Annotated in this window: 17 protein-coding genes; 3 read left to right on the forward strand and 14 right to left on the reverse strand. The window is 65.8% G+C overall.

Translation table 11 applies throughout. The features are described from left to right. Nucleotides 1-23: 23 nt before the first annotated feature. From NTD88_RS03140 to NTD88_RS03195, 12 genes are all read right to left on the reverse strand, one after another. On the reverse strand, nt 24-428 hold the full coding sequence (locus NTD88_RS03140; protein ID WP_262127502.1) for a hypothetical protein: 405 nt from the start codon (nt 426-428) through the stop codon (nt 24-26). 257 nt (nt 429-685) lie between these two features. Then, nucleotides 686-2,323, reverse strand: coding sequence for an arylsulfatase (locus tag NTD88_RS03145; protein WP_262127501.1), 1,638 nt, complete (start codon nt 2,321-2,323; stop codon nt 686-688). A gap of 15 nt (nt 2,324-2,338) precedes the next feature. Then, a complete protein-coding gene (locus NTD88_RS03150; RefSeq protein WP_262155555.1) occupies nt 2,339-3,139 on the reverse strand; it encodes a cyclase family protein in 801 nt (266 codons plus the stop codon). An 11-nt stretch (nt 3,140-3,150) separates the two neighbouring features. After that, nucleotides 3,151-4,137, reverse strand: coding sequence for an NAD-dependent epimerase/dehydratase family protein (locus NTD88_RS03155; protein ID WP_262155556.1), 987 nt, complete (start codon nt 4,135-4,137; stop codon nt 3,151-3,153). Further along, on the reverse strand, nt 4,128-5,120 hold the full coding sequence (locus tag NTD88_RS03160) for a fumarylacetoacetate hydrolase family protein (protein WP_262155557.1): 993 nt from the start codon (nt 5,118-5,120) through the stop codon (nt 4,128-4,130). Before NTD88_RS03160 ends, NTD88_RS03155 begins: the two co-directional genes overlap by 10 nt. Then, nucleotides 5,117-5,689, reverse strand: coding sequence for a cupin domain-containing protein (locus NTD88_RS03165; protein WP_262155559.1), 573 nt, complete (start codon nt 5,687-5,689; stop codon nt 5,117-5,119). The genes NTD88_RS03160 and NTD88_RS03165 overlap by 4 nt, the downstream gene beginning before the upstream one ends. A gap of 12 nt (nt 5,690-5,701) precedes the next feature. Beyond that, on the reverse strand, nt 5,702-6,469 hold the full coding sequence (locus NTD88_RS03170) for an SDR family NAD(P)-dependent oxidoreductase (RefSeq protein ID WP_262155560.1): 768 nt from the start codon (nt 6,467-6,469) through the stop codon (nt 5,702-5,704). A gap of 10 nt (nt 6,470-6,479) precedes the next feature. Next, on the reverse strand, nt 6,480-7,673 hold the full coding sequence (locus NTD88_RS03175) for an MFS transporter (RefSeq protein WP_262155562.1): 1,194 nt from the start codon (nt 7,671-7,673) through the stop codon (nt 6,480-6,482). After that, complete coding sequence (locus NTD88_RS03180; protein ID WP_262155564.1) at nt 7,666-10,089, reverse strand: efflux RND transporter permease subunit; 2,424 nt, start codon at nt 10,087-10,089, stop codon at nt 7,666-7,668. The genes NTD88_RS03175 and NTD88_RS03180 overlap by 8 nt, the downstream gene beginning before the upstream one ends. Nucleotides 10,090-10,094: 5 nt before the next feature. Next, the gene (locus NTD88_RS03185) at nt 10,095-11,195 is read right to left on the reverse strand and encodes a WD40/YVTN/BNR-like repeat-containing protein (protein WP_262155566.1); all 1,101 of its coding nucleotides are present in this window, start codon (nt 11,193-11,195) and stop codon (nt 10,095-10,097) included. A gap of 57 nt (nt 11,196-11,252) precedes the next feature. After that, nucleotides 11,253-12,617, reverse strand: coding sequence for a DUF1329 domain-containing protein (locus NTD88_RS03190; RefSeq protein ID WP_095156856.1), 1,365 nt, complete (start codon nt 12,615-12,617; stop codon nt 11,253-11,255). Nucleotides 12,618-12,627: 10 nt separating this feature from the next. Next, on the reverse strand, nt 12,628-14,307 hold the full coding sequence (locus tag NTD88_RS03195; RefSeq protein ID WP_262155567.1) for a DUF1302 domain-containing protein: 1,680 nt from the start codon (nt 14,305-14,307) through the stop codon (nt 12,628-12,630). 400 nt (nt 14,308-14,707) lie between these two features. Between NTD88_RS03195 and NTD88_RS03200 the strand changes: the two genes are divergently transcribed. Continuing rightward, nucleotides 14,708-15,646 (forward strand): LysR family transcriptional regulator, encoded by a 939-nt coding sequence (locus tag NTD88_RS03200; RefSeq protein WP_095156854.1) that lies wholly within the window; start codon nt 14,708-14,710, stop codon nt 15,644-15,646. Between the two features lie 49 nt (nt 15,647-15,695). On the opposite strand, the gene NTD88_RS03205 is transcribed toward NTD88_RS03200, so the two are convergent. After that, entirely contained in the window at nt 15,696-16,073 is a 378-nt protein-coding gene (locus NTD88_RS03205) for a nuclear transport factor 2 family protein (protein ID WP_095156853.1), read from the reverse strand. 260 nt (nt 16,074-16,333) lie between these two features. Between NTD88_RS03205 and NTD88_RS03210 the strand changes: the two genes are divergently transcribed. Both NTD88_RS03210 and NTD88_RS03215 read left to right on the forward strand, forming a co-directional pair. Further along, nucleotides 16,334-17,677: a metal-dependent hydrolase family protein gene (locus NTD88_RS03210; protein ID WP_262155568.1), complete on the forward strand. Its 1,344-nt coding sequence runs from the start codon at nt 16,334-16,336 to the stop codon at nt 17,675-17,677. Between the two features lie 2 nt (nt 17,678-17,679). Then, nucleotides 17,680-18,123, forward strand: a complete 444-nt coding sequence (locus NTD88_RS03215; RefSeq protein WP_262155569.1) for a GlcG/HbpS family heme-binding protein — start codon at nt 17,680-17,682, stop codon at nt 18,121-18,123. Here the strand turns inward: NTD88_RS03215 and NTD88_RS03220 are convergent. Next, nucleotides 18,114-19,043 carry a LysR family transcriptional regulator gene (locus tag NTD88_RS03220; protein ID WP_262155570.1) on the reverse strand — a complete coding sequence of 310 codons (930 nt, stop codon included), beginning with the start codon at nt 19,041-19,043 and terminating at the stop codon, nt 18,114-18,116. The genes NTD88_RS03215 and NTD88_RS03220 overlap by 10 nt on opposite strands. Nucleotides 19,044-19,062: the final 19 nt, after the last annotated feature.

Genomic DNA, 19,062 nt, shown 5'->3' on the forward strand with positions numbered 1-19,062 from the left:
ACTTCTAACGGCTGTATGCGGCCTCAGGAGCGTTTCCAGAGACTCCGGACTTTCAGGTATTCAAACGCGACCACCAGCGCCAAAAACAGCAAAGCGGACTGATAACCCGCCACCTCCAAAACCAGTAATAGTGACGGGTAGAGAAAAAGCATCCGAAAGGGAACTTGTGCAAACGCGATATACCGCGCCGGCCCATAGCCACACAGCAGCAAAATGCCACTTATCAGCAACGATACTTGGAGAACCCAGGCAAGAATTCCCATGTTCAGCAAGGGCCAACCGATCTGACCGCCCAATTGCAGCATATGGTAGAAGTCCGACACATACGGGGCTCGCCCCTCAGTTACATTCTTCAGGCAGTACCAAAGCACATAAAAAACATCCAGACCGCCCCAGAGGCGCAGCACCGTTTTCGGCGTAACCGTCACAACTTCATTTCCTTTTTTTCATATTCCGAACCCCATGGTACGGCTGGCTCAGCGCCTCCTTGGTGGTAGGACATGGGGAATGGCCGAGTACGCTAACAAGGAGGAAAAGGAATAGATGTAGGAAGGTTCCGGTGATCCGCCTGGAATACTCCGTCAGTGGCAGGTCATGACGTCGGCGCTGTATAGCGCCCATTTCTCGGGCACATAGACAGCAATACTGTAGGGCTGCACACCGCCGAGGACGACACCCGTCCGGCTCAAGGCGCCTTGGCCTGAGGTGGAAAGACCACACCAACCCTCTGCGCGTACTCCTGCCATGCACGCTTCAATCGCTCGAACGTCTCCGGCTCCCGTGCGGCAATATCCTCGACCTCGCCGCGGTCACGGGCGACGTCGAACAGTTGCCAGCGCAAAGGCTGCGGCGCCTCGCCCGGCATGGTCCAGGGGCGCAGCCCCAGCAGTTTCAGGTTGCCTTCGCGGTAATACAGGCTGCCGAACAATTCACCCGCCAGCACAGGCGATGCCGGCGCCTTGCCTTCCAGCATCGGCACCATCGAGCGACCGGTGATCGGATGCTTCGGCTGCCCCTGGTAGCGATCACCCGGATCTGGCAGGCCGGCGAGCGCGAGGAAGGTCGGCGCCAGGTCATCGACCCGCGCCACGCTGCGCTCCAGCCCTTGGCGAGCCAGCGCCTGCGGCAGATGGATGATGGCCGGCACGCTGATGCCGCCCTCGGCGGTGCTGCCCTTGAACAGACGCAACGGCGCAGCACTGACCTCCGCCCAGCGCAGACCGTAGTCGACCTGCGAACCGCGTCGGCCGAGGTTCTCCAGCCGGTTATCGGTATCCGGCCCCGCCGGGTAGAACTGCTCATGCCGTTCACCGGCAGCACCGTTGTCGGACATGAACACGATCAGGGTGTTGTCGTACTGCCCGGTGCTTTTCAGATAGTCCAGCAGCCGGCCGATGTTGTGGTCGAGGTTGCCGACCATCGCCGCGTAGATCTCCATCTTGCGCGCTTCAACGCGGCGCTGATCCGCGCTCAGTTGCTCCCAGCCAGGCAGGTTCGGCGCCACCGGCAAACGCTGCGCCGCCACAAAGTCCGCCGGTAGCAGGCCCTTCTCCCGCAGCCGCTCGATCCGCGCCTCACGGACCTTGTCGTAGCCTTCGTCGTAACGCCCGCGGTAAATGTCCCGCCAGGCATCCGGCGCCTGCAACGGCCAGTGCGGCGAGGTGTAGGCGGCGTAGGCGAAGAACGGCTTGCCGCTGCCCTGGCCCTGGCGCAGGTAGTCGATCAGCTTGTCGGTGTAGAAGTCCGAGGAGTAGAAATCGTCCGGCAGTTCCACCGGCTTGCCGTTCTCGCGGTAGGTGATCTGCTCGATTTTCGCCGTAGCCTGCGCCGGTGGCTTGAAGTGCACGCCACCGCCTTCGAGCAAGGTGAACGACTGCTCGAAGCCGCGTCGGTCAGGGCCCTGCTCGGGCGTGAGGCCGAGGTGCCATTTGCCCACCATGCTAGTGCGATAGCCGCCGTCGCGCAGCAGCTCGGCAATCGAATGGGCCTGCTGGTTGAGGTAGCCCTCATAGCCCGGTTTGCCCTGCTGGAACGGCTGGATGCCCTCGGCCATGGTGCCCAGCCCGGCCAGGTGATTGTCGGTGCCGGACATCAGCATCGAGCGGGTCGGCGAGCAGGTCGGGGCCGCGTACATGTTGGTCAGTTGCAGCCCTGTGGACGCCAGTTGATCCAGCACTGGCGTGTCGATCTCGCCACCAAAGGCGCCGAGATCGGAATAGCCGAGGTCATCGGCGACGATCAGCAGGATATTCGGCCGCTCGGCAGTCGCAGCAAAAGTCGGCGCCGCGCATGCCAGCGCGGCCAGGAGAAAGGGAAAACGCACGCGAACCTCACTTTTTTATTCTTCGAAGATGGCAACGGCACGGACAAACCCGGCGGAGGCGTGTTTGATCTTGTACGGGAAGCACGACACCAGAAAACCATTGGCCGGCAAGCCGTCGAGATTGGCGAGCTTTTCCATCTGCCCGTAGCCGATGTCGCGACCCGCCTTGTGCCCTTCCCAGATGATCGAGGCATCACCGCTTTCGGCGAAGCGCTGGCGGGTAAAGCTGAACGGCGCATCCCAGCTCCAGGCGTCGGTGCCGACCACGCGCACACCGCGATCGAGCAGGTACAGGGTCGCCTCGCGGCCCATGCCGATCCCCGCATCCAGGTAGCCCGGTTGGCCGAACAGGCTGCCGGCGCGGGTGTTGATCAGCACGATGTCCAGCGGCTGCAACGCGTGACCGATACGTTGCAGTTCGGCCTCGACCTCGGCGGCGCTGACCACATGACCGTCCGGCAGGTGCCGCAAGTCCAGCTTCACCCCCGGTTGCAGGCACCAGTCCAGCGGCAGCTCATCGATGCCGAAGGCCGGCTTGCCACCGTCGGTGGTCGAGGCGTAGTGCCAGGGCGCATCCATGTGCGTGCCGCTGTGGGTGGTGATCGACAGGCGCTCGGCGGCCCAGGATTCCTGTCCGGGCATCTGATCGAGGGTCAGGCCGGGGAACATCGCGGCCATTTCCGGCCAGCCTTGCTGATGGTCCATGTAGTCGATTTTCGGCAGCAGCGGCGGCGGGTCGGTGTAGGGGTTGTTGTCCAGGGTTACCGACAGATCGACCAGGCGGCGCTTTCGGGTCAGGTTCAGGGGCAGAGTCATCGCAGTTCCTCTCAAGCGGTTGCAGCGGCGACGCGAGAAACACGTGGGCGCTGAGTAAGGTCAAGCGCGTGGCGAACCAGCGCCCGCGCCGTGCCGTCGTGACGAAAGCCACGTTCACGGGCCAGTGGGGTTCGCAACGGGGGAAAACGTCCGAACAGCGTTTCGAGGGCCGCATCCGGCTGGAAGCTGACCAGCGACCGGCGCTCCTCGCCGAAGACCTCGGCCAGGGCATCCACCACGTCGCCAATGGACAGGTGCAAGACCGGCAGTTGCCAGACCCGCGACGGCGCATCCGCCGCGAGGTCGAACCCGGCGGCATGCAGCAGGTTGTCCACGCAGCAGGACGCGGACATCCACCACGCAGTGGCGTCGGCGGATACCGGACACACATACGGCTCGCCCGAGGCGAAACGCTGCAGCAGCACGCTCATGAACGCCGAGCGCAGGCCGTTGCCGTCACCCGGCCGGGCGACGATGCCAGGCAGGCGCAAGGCGCGACCATCGACCTCGCCGCGCCGGCCAAGATCGTTCAGGTGGTTTTCGATCATCAGCTTGTGAGCGCCATAGGACAGTGCCGGTCGCGGCCGATAGTGCTCGTCCATCCGCGCCGGCAAGTCGCCGCCGTAGACCGCCACGCTGCTGGCGTACACCAGCACCGGCGGCTGTTGCGCATTACGCAGCAGATCCAGCAACTGCAGGCTGGCGAGCAGGTTCACCTGCCGGCCCAGGCCATAGTTTTCCTCGGCGGCGCCACCGGCAATGCTGACCAGGTGGAAGATCACGTCGACGCCATCGGCCAGCCCCCGGCGCAGCAGCGCGGGGTCGGTGATGCTGCCGCTCAGATGGCGCAGGCGGCGGTCGTCGGGAAAGCCGTCGAGACGTTGATCAAGCAGGATCAGCGCCTCGATACGACGCCCGCGCAGTTGCCCCTCGGCCAGCAGGCGCTGCACCAGTTGGCGACCGAGAAAGCCCGCGGCGCCGGTGACCATCACGCGCATGGCGCACCTGCCTCGACCACCTGCTGGTCAATGCTGCCGAACAGCGCCGCGCCGTCACGGCAGCGGACCTCCATGCGCACCCGCTCGCCAAAGTGCATAAACGCCGTGCGGGGCGCGCCGTGCTCGATCATCTCCACCGCGCGGCGTTCGGCAATGCACGCCGAGCCGACACTGCGATCGGCGTTGGAGACGGTGCCGGAACCGATCAGGGTGCCGGCGCTCAAGCGCCGGGTCAGGGCCGCATGGGCGATCAAGCGGTGAAAGCCGAAGTGCATCGCGCCGCCGTGTGGATGACCGAACCACTCGCCATTGCGGGTCACGTTCAGCGGCAGGTGCACGCGGCCGTCCCGCCAGTCCTCGCCCAGTTCGTCCGGGGTCACGGCCACCGGCGCAAAGCTGGAGGACGACTTGGCCTGGATGAAGCCGAAACCGGTCTTCATTTCCCGTGGCGCGAGCGCCCGCAAACTGACGTCGTTGACTTGCAGAATCAAGCGCACATGGGTCAGCGCATCGGCGGCGGAACAGCCCATGGGTACTTCATCCACCAGCACCGCGAACTCGCCTTCGAAATCGATGCCATGGGCTTCGCTGGGCAACGCGATGTCCTGGCGCGGCCCGAGGAAGTCATCGCCCGCGCCCTGGTACATCAGCGGCGTGTCTTCGACCCCTTCGATGGGGTCGAGGTGAAACGCCCGCTGCATCAGCTCGCCATGGCTGAGAAAGCACGAGCCATCGAGCCATTGCCAGGCGCGCGGCAACGGCGCCATGACCTGCTCTGGATCGAAGGCGAAGGCGCCCTCGGCATCCCCGTGGTTCAAGGCCGCGTAGCGCGCCTGCAACACCGGCTCGACGCGGGCCCAATCGTCGATGGCCGCCTGCAACGTCGTGGCGATATCGGTGACTTGCACCGCCCGGCCCAGGTCCCGGGAAACCAGCAGCAAGCGGCCATCGCGGCTGCCGTCGGCCAAGGTCGCCAGCTTCATGGCAGCACCTCCCGCAGGCTGTCGGCATAACGCCCGTCGAGCAGGATGAAGACCATCCGTGCCATCGCATCGGTGCGGTTGCTCCAGGCGTGATTGGTGCCGCGCTGGACAACGATGTCGCCGCGCTTGAGGTGCACGTCCTCATCGTCCAGCACCAGCCACACCTCACCTTCGGTGACGATGCCGTAATCGAGGGTTTCGGTACGGTGCATCAGTTTGTGCTTCGAATCGCGCTGGCCAGTACCGGCATGGGCCTGGCCGATTTCGGCAAACACCGCCGCGGCGCTGGCGTCGCTGACCTGGTTCTGCACGCTGTCGGGCGGGATGTCCACGACGCGGATCAGGCTGCCCAGCGTTGCAGGGCTCAGCACCAGCGGTTTGAGCGTCGGGTCCGCGCCGTTGTCCAGGGTTGCCGGGGTCGTATCGCTGTTCCAGATTTCATGGAAAACCGTACCGGGCACGGCCTTGAGATCAAAGCTGTTGGGCACCGCGCCGACCAGCGCCGCCAGCGCCGTGCCTGCGGCGCTGTGACCGGTGACGACGCGTTTGAAGGGGGGAAGTGATTGCATGGGGTACTCCGTTCAATTGCCATCGCCAATGGTGGTTCCACCATCGACGATCAGATTCTGTCCACTGATGAAAGCGCCGCCGGGGGTGGCGAGCAGCAAGGCCAGTGCAGCGACCTCGTCGGCCGTGCCGACACGGCGCAGCGGGGTGAGCGCCAGGCGGCGCTGGATGATGTCGGGGTTGTCGGTCATCGGGCGGGCAAAGGCGGTTTCGATCACCCCCGGACTGATGGCGTTGACCCGGATACCGGCCGGCCCCCACTCCACCGCCAGGTTGCGCGCCAACTGCGCCAGCGCCGCCTTGGTCAGCCCATACGCGCCGAGCGCCTTGTTGCCGCGCACACCGGCGATGCTTGCCATCAGCACCACGCTGCCGCCGCCGCGTTCGGCCATGCCGGGCAACAGGGCAGCGCTCAGCCACAGCGCACTTTCAAGATTGACGCCGAGGGTGGTACGCCACTGCGGCTCGTCGATGCTGTGCAACGGGCCGAAGTGCGGCGCCACGCCGGCGTTGCACACCAGCACATCGACGGCGCCCGCATGACGGGCCAGGGCCAGGACCTGTTGACGGTCAGCCAGGTCGGCAGCGAACGCGCTGGCGTCGAAGCCCTCCTCGCTCAGCTCGGCGGCAACCCGCTGGCAGTCCTCCTGGTTCTCGCTACTGATCACCAGGCGGGCGCCGGCCTGCCCGTACAAGCGGGCGATGGCCAGGCCGATGCCGCGGGTGCCGCCGGTTATCAGGGCGCGTTTGCCTTCGAGGGAAAACAGCGGATGGACGTTCATGTTCGCGCCCTCACGGCAAGGTCGGCGCAGGCACCGCCCGCGACGCGATCAAGCGCGGCAACAGCAGGCAGCTCAGGGCCAGGAGCAGTTGCGCCAAGCCCACCAGCGCCAGTGCGTCCGGCAGTGCCTGGTGGTTGCCTCCGGTCAGCCCGAGCACCAGCAGCGGGCTGGCAAATTCACCGGCGAACAGCGCGGCGGTAAAACCGCCGGTCGCCCGCCCACGCTGGGCAAAACTGGCCCGGGACATGATCCAGGTAATCAGCGTCGGCAGCATCAGTCCGATCCCCAGGCCATTGAGGGCGACCGCGAGGGTCAGCAACGCTGGGTCACCGGCACGCGCCATCAGCCATCCGCCAAGCCCGGCGGTGACGAACGCCAGCAGCAACAGGTGCTGCCGGGCGCAGCGATGGAACAGGCGGAAACTCAGGGCGCCGAGCATCACGCCTAACTGGTTGGCGCCCATGACCATGCCGATCTGCTGCGGCGAATCGACCTGCAACAGCCCCAGCAAAAAGCCCGCCTGCACCGGCACGATGAACAGGCTGGCGCCGGCCAGCAGGCTGAACAGGTACAGCGGCAGCAAGGTGCTCCAGGGAAACCCGGAAGCTTCACCCTCGACCTGCACCGAAGATCCCTCGCGCTCCCACAGCAACCACGCCATCAGCGGCAGGAACAGCAGGCCGACGCCATACAAGGTGTAAGGGGTGCGCCAATCGTCCTGCCCCAATGCGCCGCCAACGCTGATGAACACCGCCGCCGACAGCGAGGTGCAGACCATTTGCAAAGCGAACAAACGTTCGCGCCGGGCGCCCTGGTAATAGTCGCCGATCAGGGTGGTGCAGCAGGTCATGATCCCCGCCTCCGCCAGGCCCAGGCCGGCGCGGCTGGCGACGATCGCCGGCAGCGATTCCAGCCACAGCGGCAACAGGCCGAACAGGCTGTACAGCAGCATCGAACCCAGCAGCAAGAGCTTGCGCCCGAGGCGGTCGGCGATCAGTCCGGCGAAGGGCGCCAACAACGCAATCACCAGCGCCGGGATGGTCAAGCTCACCGGCACCAGCACGGCGACCAGTGGGTCGTTGGCAAAATGCTCGTGCATGCGCGGCAGCACCGGTGCCAACAGCACGGCACCCAGCACGGGCAGGCAACTGCCGAGCAACAGCAACAGCGATTGCGGCAGGCCCGCCTGGGCTTGATTACGCATGGGTCACCTCCTTGGTAGAGGACGCTTGCGCGGCGTCCTGCCCGGGCCGGTTGCGCACCGGCAACAGAAAACGCGCCAACGCCGGCAGCAGCACCAGCGCGCCGACCATGTTCCAGACGAACATGAAGGCCAGCAGCACGCCCATGTCGGCCTGGAACTTGATGGGGGAAAACATCCAGGTGCCGACGCCGATGGCCAGCGTCACGCCGGTCAGCATGACGACCTTGCCGGTGGACACCAGGGCACGGTAATACGCCTCGGAAAGGCTCGCGCCCTGGCGCAGATGGCCGAGCAGGATGCTCATCACGTACAGCGCATAATCGACCCCGATCCCCACCCCGAGGGCGATCACCGGCAGCGTGGCGACCTTGACCCCGATGCCGAGCCAGACCATCAGCGCCTCGCACAGGATGGAGGTGAGCATCAGCGGAATCACCGCGCAGACCGTGGCGCGCCAGGAACGGAAGGTCACCAGGCAGAGCAGGATCACCGCCCCGTAGACCCAGAACAGCATCTCGCGGTTGGCCTCGCGCACGACGATATTGGTGGCGGCCTCGATCCCGGCGTTGCCGGCGGCGAGGAGGAACTTCACCTCGTCGGTGTCATTGGCCGCGGCGAATCCTTCGACATGCTGGACCAGCCGGGTCAGGGTCTCGGCCTTGTGGTCGCTGAGGTAGACGTACAGCGTCAACAGGCTGCAAGACTCGTTGTACAAGCCGCGCGGCGCGCTGGCGGTGATCATGTTGAGCATCGCCTGGTTGTTCTGCAGCTCGTACCATTTCGGGTTGCCCTCGGACAGCCCGACCAGCATCCGCCGATTGAGCAGCGCCAGCGAATTGGTGGAGTCCACGCCCGGCAAGCTGCGCAGTTGCCAATCCAGTTCATCGACCTTGCGCAGCACGTCGTACCGGGCACAGGCCCCCGCGGGGGTCTGCACCATGATCGCGAACAGGTCGCTGCTGGCGCCGTAGGCCTGGGTCATGAAGGCATCGTCACGGTTGTAGCGCGAGTCGGCGCGCAGCTCCGGCGCACCGGCATCGAGGTCACCGATGGCCAGGTGCAGGCTGACCAGAAAACCGAGCACGGCCATGACCAGGCTGACGCCGATGCACAGCTTCGCCCAGGGCTTGCGGGTGAACAGATCGAGAAAACGCCAGAACGGATGACGCGCCTTGCCGCTCTCCTCGGCCCGCTCGCTGCGCAGGCTCAACTCGGCGGCGCGTGGGCTGACGCCGACATACGAGAGCAGCACCGGCAGCAGAATCAGGTTGGTGAAAATCAGCACCGCCACGCCAATGCTGGCGATGATCGCCAGGTCCTGGATGACCTTGATCTGGATAATCATCAGCACGGCGAAACCCACCGCATCGCAGAGCAAGGCCGTCAGCCCGGCCAGGAACAGGCGGCGGAAGGTGAAGCGCGCCGCCACCACGCGGTGCATGCCGCGGCCGATGTCCTGCATGATGCCGTTCATTTTCTGTGCGCCGTGGCTCATGCCGATGGCGAACACCAGAAACGGCACCAGCACCGAATAGGGGTCAAGCTGGAAGCCCAGCAAGGGCAGCAGGCCCAGTTGCCAGACCACCGCCACCAGCGAACAGGCCACCACCAGCAAGGTGCTGCGCACGCAGCGGGTGTAGGCGTAGAGCACCGCGGTGGTAATCAGGATGGCCACGGCGAAGAACAGCAGGATCTGTTGCAGCCCCTCGATCAGGTCGCCGACTTTCTTGGCGAAGCCGGTGATGTGAATGTCGACGCTGTCGCCCTGGAACTTCGCCCGCAAGGCTTCCAGCCGCTCGGACAGCACCGCGTAGTCCAGCGCCTGGCCGTCCGGGGTGCGGGCCAGCAACGGCACGTAAATGATGCTCGAGCGCTGGTCGAACGCCACCAGTTGGCCGATCTCGTTGGACAACTGCACATTGCGCCGCAGTTCACCGAGGGACTTCGGGCTGCCGTCGTAGTCGTCCGGGATCACCGGGCCGCCATCCAGGCCGTCCTCGGTGACCGAGACCCAGCGGGTCGCGGGGGTCCACAGCGATTTCATGTAGGCGCGATCGACGCCCGGCAGCAGGTAGATCTGCTCGCTCAGGGCCTGCAGCGTGCGCAGGTAGCCGGCGTCATAGATATCGCCCTTGGGGTTCGCCACGGCAATGCGCAAGGCGTTGCCCAAGCCCGACAGCTCTTGCTGCCGCTCCAGGTAATTGGCGATGTAGGGATGCCCGGTCGGGATCATCTTCTCGAAGCTGGCATTGAGTTCCAGGCGTGCCGACTGCCAGCCCAGCAGGACGGTGGTCAGCAGGCACAGCAGCAAGACCCAGTGGCGGTGGTTGAACAGGGCCCGCTCGACCAGCGAGCCGGAGCGTGGATCGAACGCCTCCGGGCCGCTGGGGGCGGGAGGGCGGCTAGCGCAATTCATGAGGGTCACTCCGAAGCGGAAACAGCGGGCGGCGCGACGCGCGAGAGCCCGGTAAAGCCGGCGAACACCAGGCTGCCATCGGCGGCCTGGATGGCGGCCGACACCGGTTTGCGCAGCGGCTCGAAGACGGCGGCAAAGCCGTCGGGCGAGCTGGCGAACAAGCCGCCCGCCTGGTTGGCCAACAGCACGCGGCCGTCGCCCAGGGTGATGGCGTCGCTGAACGACACCGGCGCCAGGGCCGGCAGGGCTTCGGCTTCTTGCGCGTCGGCCGCGAGCACGAAGGCATTGCCCTTGAGCCCGCCGATCAGCAGCGCGCCATCGCCCCGCGGCGCCAGGGTGAACAGGCTGCCGCCGTAGGGGCTGGGCAGCGGATGGAAGTCCTCGCCGTCGGCGGAACGGGCCAGGTAACCCTGCTCGCCGGCCAGCACCCAGGCCTCGCCCTGGCGGGCGACGGCGTACAGGTGCAAGCCGTCCGGGTTATCGATGCGGCCCATCAGCGAATGCCAATGCTCGCCGCCGTCGGTGCTGCGCATGGCCAGGCCATAGGCGCCGACCACCAGCACGTTGGCGGCATCGCTGGCGGCGATGGCCAGGAACGGTTTGTCCGGTTGTTCCGCGGCGATGCGCTGCGCGGTCTCCAGGCGCGACTGCGCCGCCGCCTGATCCGCCGCGCCGGGCAACGCCCGTGTGGCTTCCTCCAGCTCCAGTCGAGCAGCGTCCTTTCCGTCCAGTTGCAGGACCCAGCTTTCGCCGCCGTCGCGGGTCGCCAGCACCACCCCGGCGTGCCCCACCGCCCAACCACTGCGTGCATCGGCAAACTGCACGGCTGTCAGGCCTACCGATACCGGCACCGGCACCTGCCGCCATTGCCGGCCATTGTCATCGGACAGCAGGACCAGCCCGCGCTCCCCCACCGCCACCAGCCGCTCGCCGGCCCGCGCCAGCGCGGTGTACACCGCCCGCTGCGGGTTCGGCACCTGGCTCGCCGGGCTCTCCAGCACATCGCCCACCGTCAGCCGATGCAGCGACGCCTGGGCGAAGCACTGCGACGCCATCGGCAAGGCGAGGGCCAGCAACAGGCCGCTCAACTGAAGCACTCTGTTCATATCTACCTCGATTCCAGTCCTGGACGGGAGGGCGACGGGCGCCCTCCCCTCGGCTCATCAGCGCACGCCGCGTCCGGCCATGGCGGCCGGGGAAAACTCGGCGGCCTTGTAGCGATCGACGATGGCGTATTGCTGGTCCTTGCCGGTGTAGAGGTTCTGGATAAACCAGGCCCCGGACACCAGGTCGTAGAAGCCCGAGGACAACTGGGCCACGGCGGGCAGGTCGGGCATTACCGACGGTAGCGACCAGAGGGTCTTGGCCAGTTGGCCATTGGCATCCCAACGGTCGCCGAGCATGGCCTGCCAGGTGTCCTCGTCGAGGTAGTAGCGGCCTTTCGGCAACTGGTGGCGTTTGCCCGGCGCCAGGTCGGCTTCCACCACCCAGACCCGGTGCAGTTCCCAGCGCACGTAGTCGGGGTTGAGGTGGTGCTTGGCGAACAGGTCCTCGGGTTTCGCGGCGGTCTGGATCTTGTTGGTGTTGTAGGGGATGTACATCTCCTGCTTGCCCACCAGCTTCCAGTCGAAGCGGTCCATGCGGCCCTGGAACACGCTGAGTTCATCGAACGACATGACCCCGGCGGTGGCCGGCGTCGGCGTGTCGCAACAGGCGTTGGGCAACTTGCGCACGCGGCGCTGGCCGGTCAGGTAGACGTGGGCCTGGGACTTGTCGCCGTTGATGTTGGTGCGGCCCATGATCTGCTCGCCGGCCCGCAGCGCCGGGCCGACGTTGAGCAGGCGGAACAGCCAGTAATCGCCATCGAAACTGGCGGCGTTGCCGTCCTGGTAGTAGTACGGCATTTCCTGGATGGCCTTGCCGTCGGTGGTCATCACCTGGGCGCCGTCGGCGGTCATCAGGTAGTGCCGGAAATCCATGGCCAGCGAAGTCCCGCGCCAGTTCAGCAGGTGGTTCCACATCGCCTCCGCGCCGTTCTTCGGCAGCGGGAACGGGATGCCGCCATAAGCACCTTCCGGCACCGGCCCGGCGCTGCTGTCCACCAGCTTCGCGTCGCGGGCATTTTTCAGCGTGTTGTCATAGACCCATTGCGGCGCGGCGGCGCTGCGGCGGGTCGGGTAGACGTCGATGCGGTAGCTCTCCGGGTAGCGCTTGAACATGGCCTTGGTGCCATCGCTGAGCTTGCCGGCGTACTGGTCGAGGTTCTTCGCGGTGATGCTGTACAGCGGCTTGTCGCCGCTGAAGGGATCGCTGCGCGTGCCGCCCTGTTTGAAGGACGGATCCACCTTGGTGTAGCCGCCATCCCAGGCCGGGATACTGCCGTCAGCGTTGCCGGCGCGCTCGGCGCCCATGGGCGTCAACTGCTTGCCGAGGTCATCGGGGCTGGCGGCCTGGGCCGGTTGCAGGCTCAGGGCCGCGGCGCCGAGCACGGCGACGCAGAAGGTCTTGAGAGAAAAAGGCAAGGTCATGAACGTCCCCTCAGAATGTTGTTTTAACCGAGAAGGCCAGGTAGTCCCGGTCTTTCAGTGCTTGTTTGAAGGTGAACTGCGACAGCGAATTGAGGTTGGTGTCCTCGGGGCCGTAGTAGTGGGTGTAGGTCAGGCCGAACGTGACCCGGTCGAGGTAGGTGGCGGTGACGCCAACGTTGAAATCACCACCGCGGTCAGGGCCGAAACTGCCGACCACCGCCGACTTGCCCATGGGGAAGTAGCTGATGCCCAGCGGCACGCTCAGGTCGATGCCGGGAAACAACTGGCGATACGTCGGGGTGTAGACCAGCTTGAGGCCGACGCCATCGTCGGTGGCGCCCGGGTCCAGCGCGGCGCGGTTCTTCGTCACGCTGAGCAGGCGGTTCCAGGCGACCTCGCCCACCAGGCTGGCCTCGTTGGCGATAAACGACGGGCCCAGCGAGGCGATCATGTTCAGGTTGAGGTGCGCGGTGCGGCCGACGGCGTACAGCGGGTGGTCGTCGTTGTCCGCGACCATGCCCGGGGTGACGGTCTGGCCGTTGGACACCAGCGGCATGTTCCAGCGCATCGATGCCTCACCGGCGAAGCTGAATTCATCGACGCTGGTGGCGAAGCTGGCGCCCAGTGCGCGGATATTTTCCGGGTACACCCAGTAGTACTCGCCGATCTGCCCGGTGGCGAAGTTCGGGCCGGTGGCGTTGGGTTTCAGGTACAGCTTGGGCGATTTGTCGTGGTACTGGATGGCGTACAGGCCGTACTCGACGGTGTCGGCGGTGTAGCGCAACTGCAGGCCGCCCTGCCCCGAGCTTTTCGCTTCCTTGTCGTTGCCGTGGAAGAACGCCGCCGGGCTGTTCGGATTGCCACCGAGGAACGCCGGGAACGGTGCGCCGGTGATCAGGCGCTCGTTACCCTCGCCAATGGTGTCGCTGACCGAGAAATAACTGCCGGCCCCCGGCAGCCGGGTTTCTTCCCATTCGAACTGGTAGTAGGCGCCGAGCGAGAGCGCGTCGGTCAGTTGAAAGGTGCCGGAGAGTTGGCTGACCGGACGGGTGATTTCCTTGAACTGGGTGTTGGGCACCGACACGGCCTTGACCACGTCCACCGGGGCCATGCCGCCGGCAATGCCGTTGGCGCCGAAGAACAGGCTCTCGCCCCAGATCAGGCCGTGACGACCGAGCCGTACCGAGGCGGCGCGATCCGCCACGTCGCCGTTCCAGTACACGAATGCATCCAGCAACTCGGCATCGCCGCCGTGCAGGTGACGGGTGTCGTCGCTGAACTGGTCATAGGCCACCGAGCGCACGTTGGCCCGGGACGGATCGTTGTTGTCGTTGTCTTTCTGGTACTCGGTGTCGAACCAGCCGGCACCGCTGACGCGTGCGCCGAAATCGCGGTAACCGATGTCCAGTTCCGAGAGGATGTCGAGGCGGTTGGAAATCAGGCCTTTGTTGAAGTTGCGGTCACCGTCGTCCTGGTTCAGGGCGACCTGGCCCGTGGTGAGCTTGCTGCTCTGGTCCTGGGTGCGCCAGGCGGCGCTGTATTTGATGGTGTTGTCCCAACGCAGGCTCAGGTCGGGGTTGCCGGTCTGGATCTCGAACGCCTGGGCGGACGGAAGACCGATTACCAGCGCCGCCGCGAGCGTCAGGGTGAAGGGCGCACGCCGCGATGCGGCGATGGAGCGAATAGCCATCGAACTAACCCTCTTTTATTGTTTTTGTTGGCATTTTTATCTCAGCCACCACCGGCCGGTAAGGCAGCCGGACCGGTACGGTCGAAATGCCGAGGTGGCGCCACCCGGCGGGATAGACCGGGCGACGGGCACAGGTTGACTCGCGCTGCCGCCTCTGACTAATCGCTTGTCGGGATGTGACCTATCGAGCAGCGCGATACCTGAAACGCGCCGTTACACGGGGCGTGAGCGACCGGATCCATCGCCAACGGGGATGCCAGGCATCGGCAATCGCGATACCTGCGCGGCGGGCCATGGCGCCGGGCATTTGCCGCTTTTCAGGGGAACCGGGGGATTGACGCAACGCGGGAGCGACGGGAAGGTATCGGCAAAACAACTACAAGAAACCTGAGCCATCACCATGCGTTTTCATCACCTGGACCTCAATCTCCTGGTCGCGCTGGATGTGCTGCTGGAAGAGCAGAACATCACCCGCACCGCCGAGCGCCTGCACATGACCCAATCGGCCACCAGCGGTGTGCTGGGCCGCCTGCGAACCTTCTTCGAAGACGAATTGCTGGTGCAGGTCGGGCGCAAGATGCAGCCCACCCCCTATGCGCTGGAACTGGCGGGACCGGTGCGTGAAGTGCTGCTGACCATCCGCTCGTCCATCACCGCCAGACCGGTGTTCGACCCTGCCAGCAGCAAGCGCCATTTTCGCCTGGTGACCTCGGATTACCTGATCAGCGTGCTGTTCGCCCAGGTCATTCAGAAGATCCACCAGCAGGCGCCGCACATCACCTTCGAGATCATCAGCCCCGGCGACAACAGTGGTGAATTGCTGATGCGCGGCGAGGTGGACATGATGATCGTCCCCGAGCGCTACATCATCGACGACCATCCCGCGCAGTTGCTGTTCGAGGAAGACCATGTCTGCGTGGTGTGGCGCGACAACCCCGCCGTCGGCGATTCGCTGACGCTGGAGCAGTACCTGGAGATGGGGCACATCTCGGTGGGCTTCGGCCGCAACCGGCACCTGAGCATCGAGGACTGGATCATGAACCAGTACGGCGTCAACCGCCGGCTGGAGGTGATCAGCAACGACTTCAACACCCTGCCGCAATTGTTGGTGGGCACCCCGCGCCTGGCGACCATGCACCGTCGCCTGGCCCGGCTTTATGCGCGCTACCTGCCCCTGCGCATCCTGCCGACGCCGATGGAAATTCCGGTGATGCGCGAATTCATGCTCTGGCACCGGAGCATGGAGGGCGACCCCATGCACCGCTGGTTGCGCGAGCGCATCCGCGACTGCATCCAGCGCATCGACCAGCAGGAAGACGACTGGCTGGCAACCGGCTGAAACCGCCCCGCCACCCCGAGCGCCGCGCCGGCGTCGGGGCAGCGTGCGCCTAGCCCGCGGTGCGGGTGCCATGGAACGAGGCGATGCGCCAACCGGCGTCCTCCCTCACCCAGACTTGCGTGGCAAATCCTTCGGCGCGCACCGGCTCGCCACCTCCGCGCTTCTGCAGCAGATTGCACTGCGGCCCGCTCATCAACGCGAGGCTGTCGCCAAACAGGCGAACCGTCAGCTCACCCCGCTCCACCGCCAGGTAACGCACCGCTTGCCGCGCGTAGTCCAGGTACTGCGCCTTGTCCTGCACCAGCCCGGTGGTATGGACATACACCAGCTCATCGGCAAACAGACCTTCGAGCCCGGCATGGTCTTCTTCGACCAGCGCGCGCTGGCGTTCGGCTTCCCGTCGCAGGAGGTCATCAACAACATTCATGAACATTTTCCTTCCGAGGTGATTGGGAGGCGCATCCTCGCCTCACCACGCCCCGGGGAAAAATCGCCAATCCCCATGCCTGGCATCGCCACTCCCGATACCTGCTCCGGCCCCGCTGTTTTTCCCCTCGCGCCCAGGCCCTGCGCGGGTCTCGCCAGCTATCCACGGCGTCGATGGTTCGCCATCGATAGCATCTGATAGTGCATGCAGGCAGTGGCGCCCTAGCCTCCGGGGCAAACAAGACGAGGAGATCCACAACCATGAGCGCCCTGCACCTGCACTGCTCCACCCTGTTTGACGGCACCGGCCTGGACGTCCGCCAGCAGCAGACCCTGGTCATCGAGAACGGCGTGATCCGCCATGTCGGCCCGACAGCCCAGGCCCCACGGCCCGCGGCGGGCGACCGGGAAGTCCGTGGCGATTTCGTCATGCCGGGCCTGGTGGACGTGCATACCCACCTGGCGTTCGGCAACGCCCAGAGCGAGGAAGACATCGACATCTGGACCAGTGACGAATTTCGCGCCCTGCGCGGGCTGTTCTTCGCCCAGCACGTGCTTGCCGCCGGTGTCACCTCCATGGTCTGCCCTGGCGACAGCGGCCAACTCAGCATCGCCGTGCGCAACTCGGTCAACGCGGGGCTTTTCGCCGGGCCGCGAATCGCCGCCAGCAGCCGCGTGATCACCAACCGGCAGAGCCTCAACGACTGGTTCCCGAGCCGCGTCGGCGCACCGGAATTCTTCACCGCCGCGCTGGTCACCAGCCGTACCGGCGCCATCGCGGAAATCCGCAAGCAGGCCAAGGATGGCGTGGACCTGATCAAGATCGCCATGGACGGCACCCAGCGTCGTCCCAACGGCGAAATCATCGCCGCCTTCACCGCCGACGAAACCCGCGAGATGGTCGAGGAAGCCCATCGGCTCGGTTGCCGCGTGGCCACTCACGCCTACGGTCGCGAGGCCGTGATGTACGCCGCCAAGGCGGGCGTGGACCTGGTCTTCCATGCGTTCTATATGGACGACGCCTGCATCGAGGCCCTGCTCGAAGCCGGCACCGTACTGGCGCCGACGATGACCTTCCCGCAGAACACCGTGGATTTCTGCCAGCCCCACGACCCGGCCATCACCACCGGCTACGCCGGTTACTGCGCACGTACCCTGGAAGTGGGAACGCCAGTGCTCAAGCGGGCCAAAGCCGCCGGAATCCCCTTTGCTTGCGGCAGCGACAGCGGCTTCGCGGTCACGCCGTACGGTGAGTGGCATGCCCGTGAACTGGAGTTGCTGGTCCGCCGCCTGGAATTCACGCCAGCGGAAGCACTGTTTGCCGCGACCAACGTCGGCGCGCGCCTGATGCCCCGCGGTGAAACCATCGGCACCCTGGAACCGGGCAAACAGGCCGACCTGCTGATACTCGACGGCTCGCCGCTGGATGACATCCGCATCCTTCAGGACCGCAACCGCCTGCACGCCGTCTACAAAGCCGGCGAACCGGTGAACCTGCAACGGACCGCCTACAACCCGAAACAGGTGTCGGACTTCAACACCTTGAAGTGGACCGATCTCTACACCCGCAGCCGCGTTGCGGAACTCGGCAAATGGAGCCAATGAACATGACCCGTCTCGATGTCGAACACGCCGCGCGCCTCGCGGCAGCCACCCTTCGCCATGCCCGCAACCTCGGCCTGCGCCCGCTCGCCGCGGCGGTGCTCGATGGCGCCGGCCACCCGCTGGCCGTGCTGCGCGATGAGGACGCCAGCTTCCTGCGTCCGCGAATCGCCACCGGTAAGGCTCGCGGTTGCCTGGGCATGGGCATGGGCGGTCGCGAACTGGCGCGCCGCGCCCAGGCGATGCCGGCGTTCTTCGATGCCATCAACAGCCTGACCGACGGCGAAGTAATCCCGGTGGCCGGCGGCATACTCCTGCGCGACGCCGAAGGCCGCTTGCTGGGCGCCCTCGGCGTCAGCGGCGACACCTCGGACAATGACGAGCGCTGTGCGCTACTGGCCATCGAAGAAGTCGGGTTGCACGGCGAAACCGGTGACCCTCAGCCCTGACGCAGCAACCCGGCCTGCTCCACCAGCACCTGGCGGAACCAGGCCAGCGTCGGGTCGCACACCTGTTGCGGGTGCCACTGCAGCGCTTGGGAGGCTGGCGGAAATTCGATAGGCGCCGGCAGCACCCGCAACGGATACCGTCGCGCCAGCGCCTCGGCCTGGCGGCGAAACAGCGTGGCAACCCGTGGGGTGTCGATCACGAAATCCGCCATCAGGGCGAAGCTCTGCACCGTCGCGACCACCCGTCGCTCGATGCCGATGTCCCTCAGGTGCTGCGTGTCCAGCGACAGGCTTTGCCCATCGGCGAACTCTCGCACCACGTGCTCGGCGGCGCGGTAACGGGCGAGGTCCAGGTCATTGCCTTCAGGCCAATGCTCCGCGCAGACAATGCAGCACAGTTCATCTTCGAGCAGCGGGGCGTGGGGATACGCGGGATTGATCCGCCGTTGCGGCACGATCACCAGATCACTGCGGCGGTACTCCAGCGCTTCGCCCACCTGGTCACCGTCACGCGACAGCGACAGATCCCGCACCACCAGCGATGCGCCGGGCGCCAGACGGCACAGTTCGCGGCTGACGGCGGGTATCAGCGTGGCCGCCACATAGTCCGACGCCACGAGGGTGAAACGCCGCTCACAACGGGCGGGGTCGAAGTCGGCGGTGGTTTCCACGAGTTCGCCGGCCAGGTCGAGTACATCGCGCACCTTGGGTGCCAGTTGACGTGCCAGCGGGCTGAGCTGCAAGCCGCGACCGAGCGGGACAAGCAACGGGTCCTGAAAATGCTCGCGCAGCCGCCCCAGCGCGGCACTGGTCGCCGACTGGCCGAGGTTCAGGCGCTGGGCCGCTCTGCTGACGCTGCATTCTTCCAGCAGCACATTCAAAGCGACCAGCAGGTTCAGATCGAGACGACGGTAGCGCATGGGCGACTTATACCCTGCC

This window comes from Pseudomonas sp. 20P_3.2_Bac5 (assembly GCF_025466035.1).
GTDB lineage: Bacteria > Pseudomonadota > Gammaproteobacteria > Pseudomonadales > Pseudomonadaceae > Aquipseudomonas.

Coding starts and splice junctions, on each gene's coding strand:
- NTD88_RS03150 (WP_262155555.1), bottom strand. CDS start 3,139: ATGACTCTGCCCCTGAACCTGACCCGAAAGCGCCGCCTGGTCGATCTG.
- NTD88_RS03155 (WP_262155556.1), bottom strand. CDS start 4,137: ATGCGCGTGATGGTCACCGGCGCCGCGGGCTTTCTCGGTCGCCAACTG.
- NTD88_RS03160 (WP_262155557.1), bottom strand. CDS start 5,120: ATGAAGCTGGCGACCTTGGCCGACGGCAGCCGCGATGGCCGCTTGCTG.
- NTD88_RS03165 (WP_262155559.1), bottom strand. CDS start 5,689: ATGCAATCACTTCCCCCCTTCAAACGCGTCGTCACCGGTCACAGCGCC.
- NTD88_RS03170 (WP_262155560.1), bottom strand. CDS start 6,469: ATGAACGTCCATCCGCTGTTTTCCCTCGAAGGCAAACGCGCCCTGATA.
- NTD88_RS03175 (WP_262155562.1), bottom strand. CDS start 7,673: ATGCGTAATCAAGCCCAGGCGGGCCTGCCGCAATCGCTGTTGCTGTTG.
- NTD88_RS03180 (WP_262155564.1), bottom strand. CDS start 10,089: ATGAATTGCGCTAGCCGCCCTCCCGCCCCCAGCGGCCCGGAGGCGTTC.
- NTD88_RS03185 (WP_262155566.1), bottom strand. CDS start 11,195: ATGAACAGAGTGCTTCAGTTGAGCGGCCTGTTGCTGGCCCTCGCCTTG.
- NTD88_RS03190 (WP_095156856.1), bottom strand. CDS start 12,617: ATGACCTTGCCTTTTTCTCTCAAGACCTTCTGCGTCGCCGTGCTCGGC.
- NTD88_RS03195 (WP_262155567.1), bottom strand. CDS start 14,307: ATGGCTATTCGCTCCATCGCCGCATCGCGGCGTGCGCCCTTCACCCTG.
- NTD88_RS03200 (WP_095156854.1), top strand. CDS start 14,708: ATGCGTTTTCATCACCTGGACCTCAATCTCCTGGTCGCGCTGGATGTG.
- NTD88_RS03205 (WP_095156853.1), bottom strand. CDS start 16,073: ATGAATGTTGTTGATGACCTCCTGCGACGGGAAGCCGAACGCCAGCGC.
- NTD88_RS03210 (WP_262155568.1), top strand. CDS start 16,334: ATGAGCGCCCTGCACCTGCACTGCTCCACCCTGTTTGACGGCACCGGC.
- NTD88_RS03215 (WP_262155569.1), top strand. CDS start 17,680: ATGACCCGTCTCGATGTCGAACACGCCGCGCGCCTCGCGGCAGCCACC.
- NTD88_RS03220 (WP_262155570.1), bottom strand. CDS start 19,043: ATGCGCTACCGTCGTCTCGATCTGAACCTGCTGGTCGCTTTGAATGTG.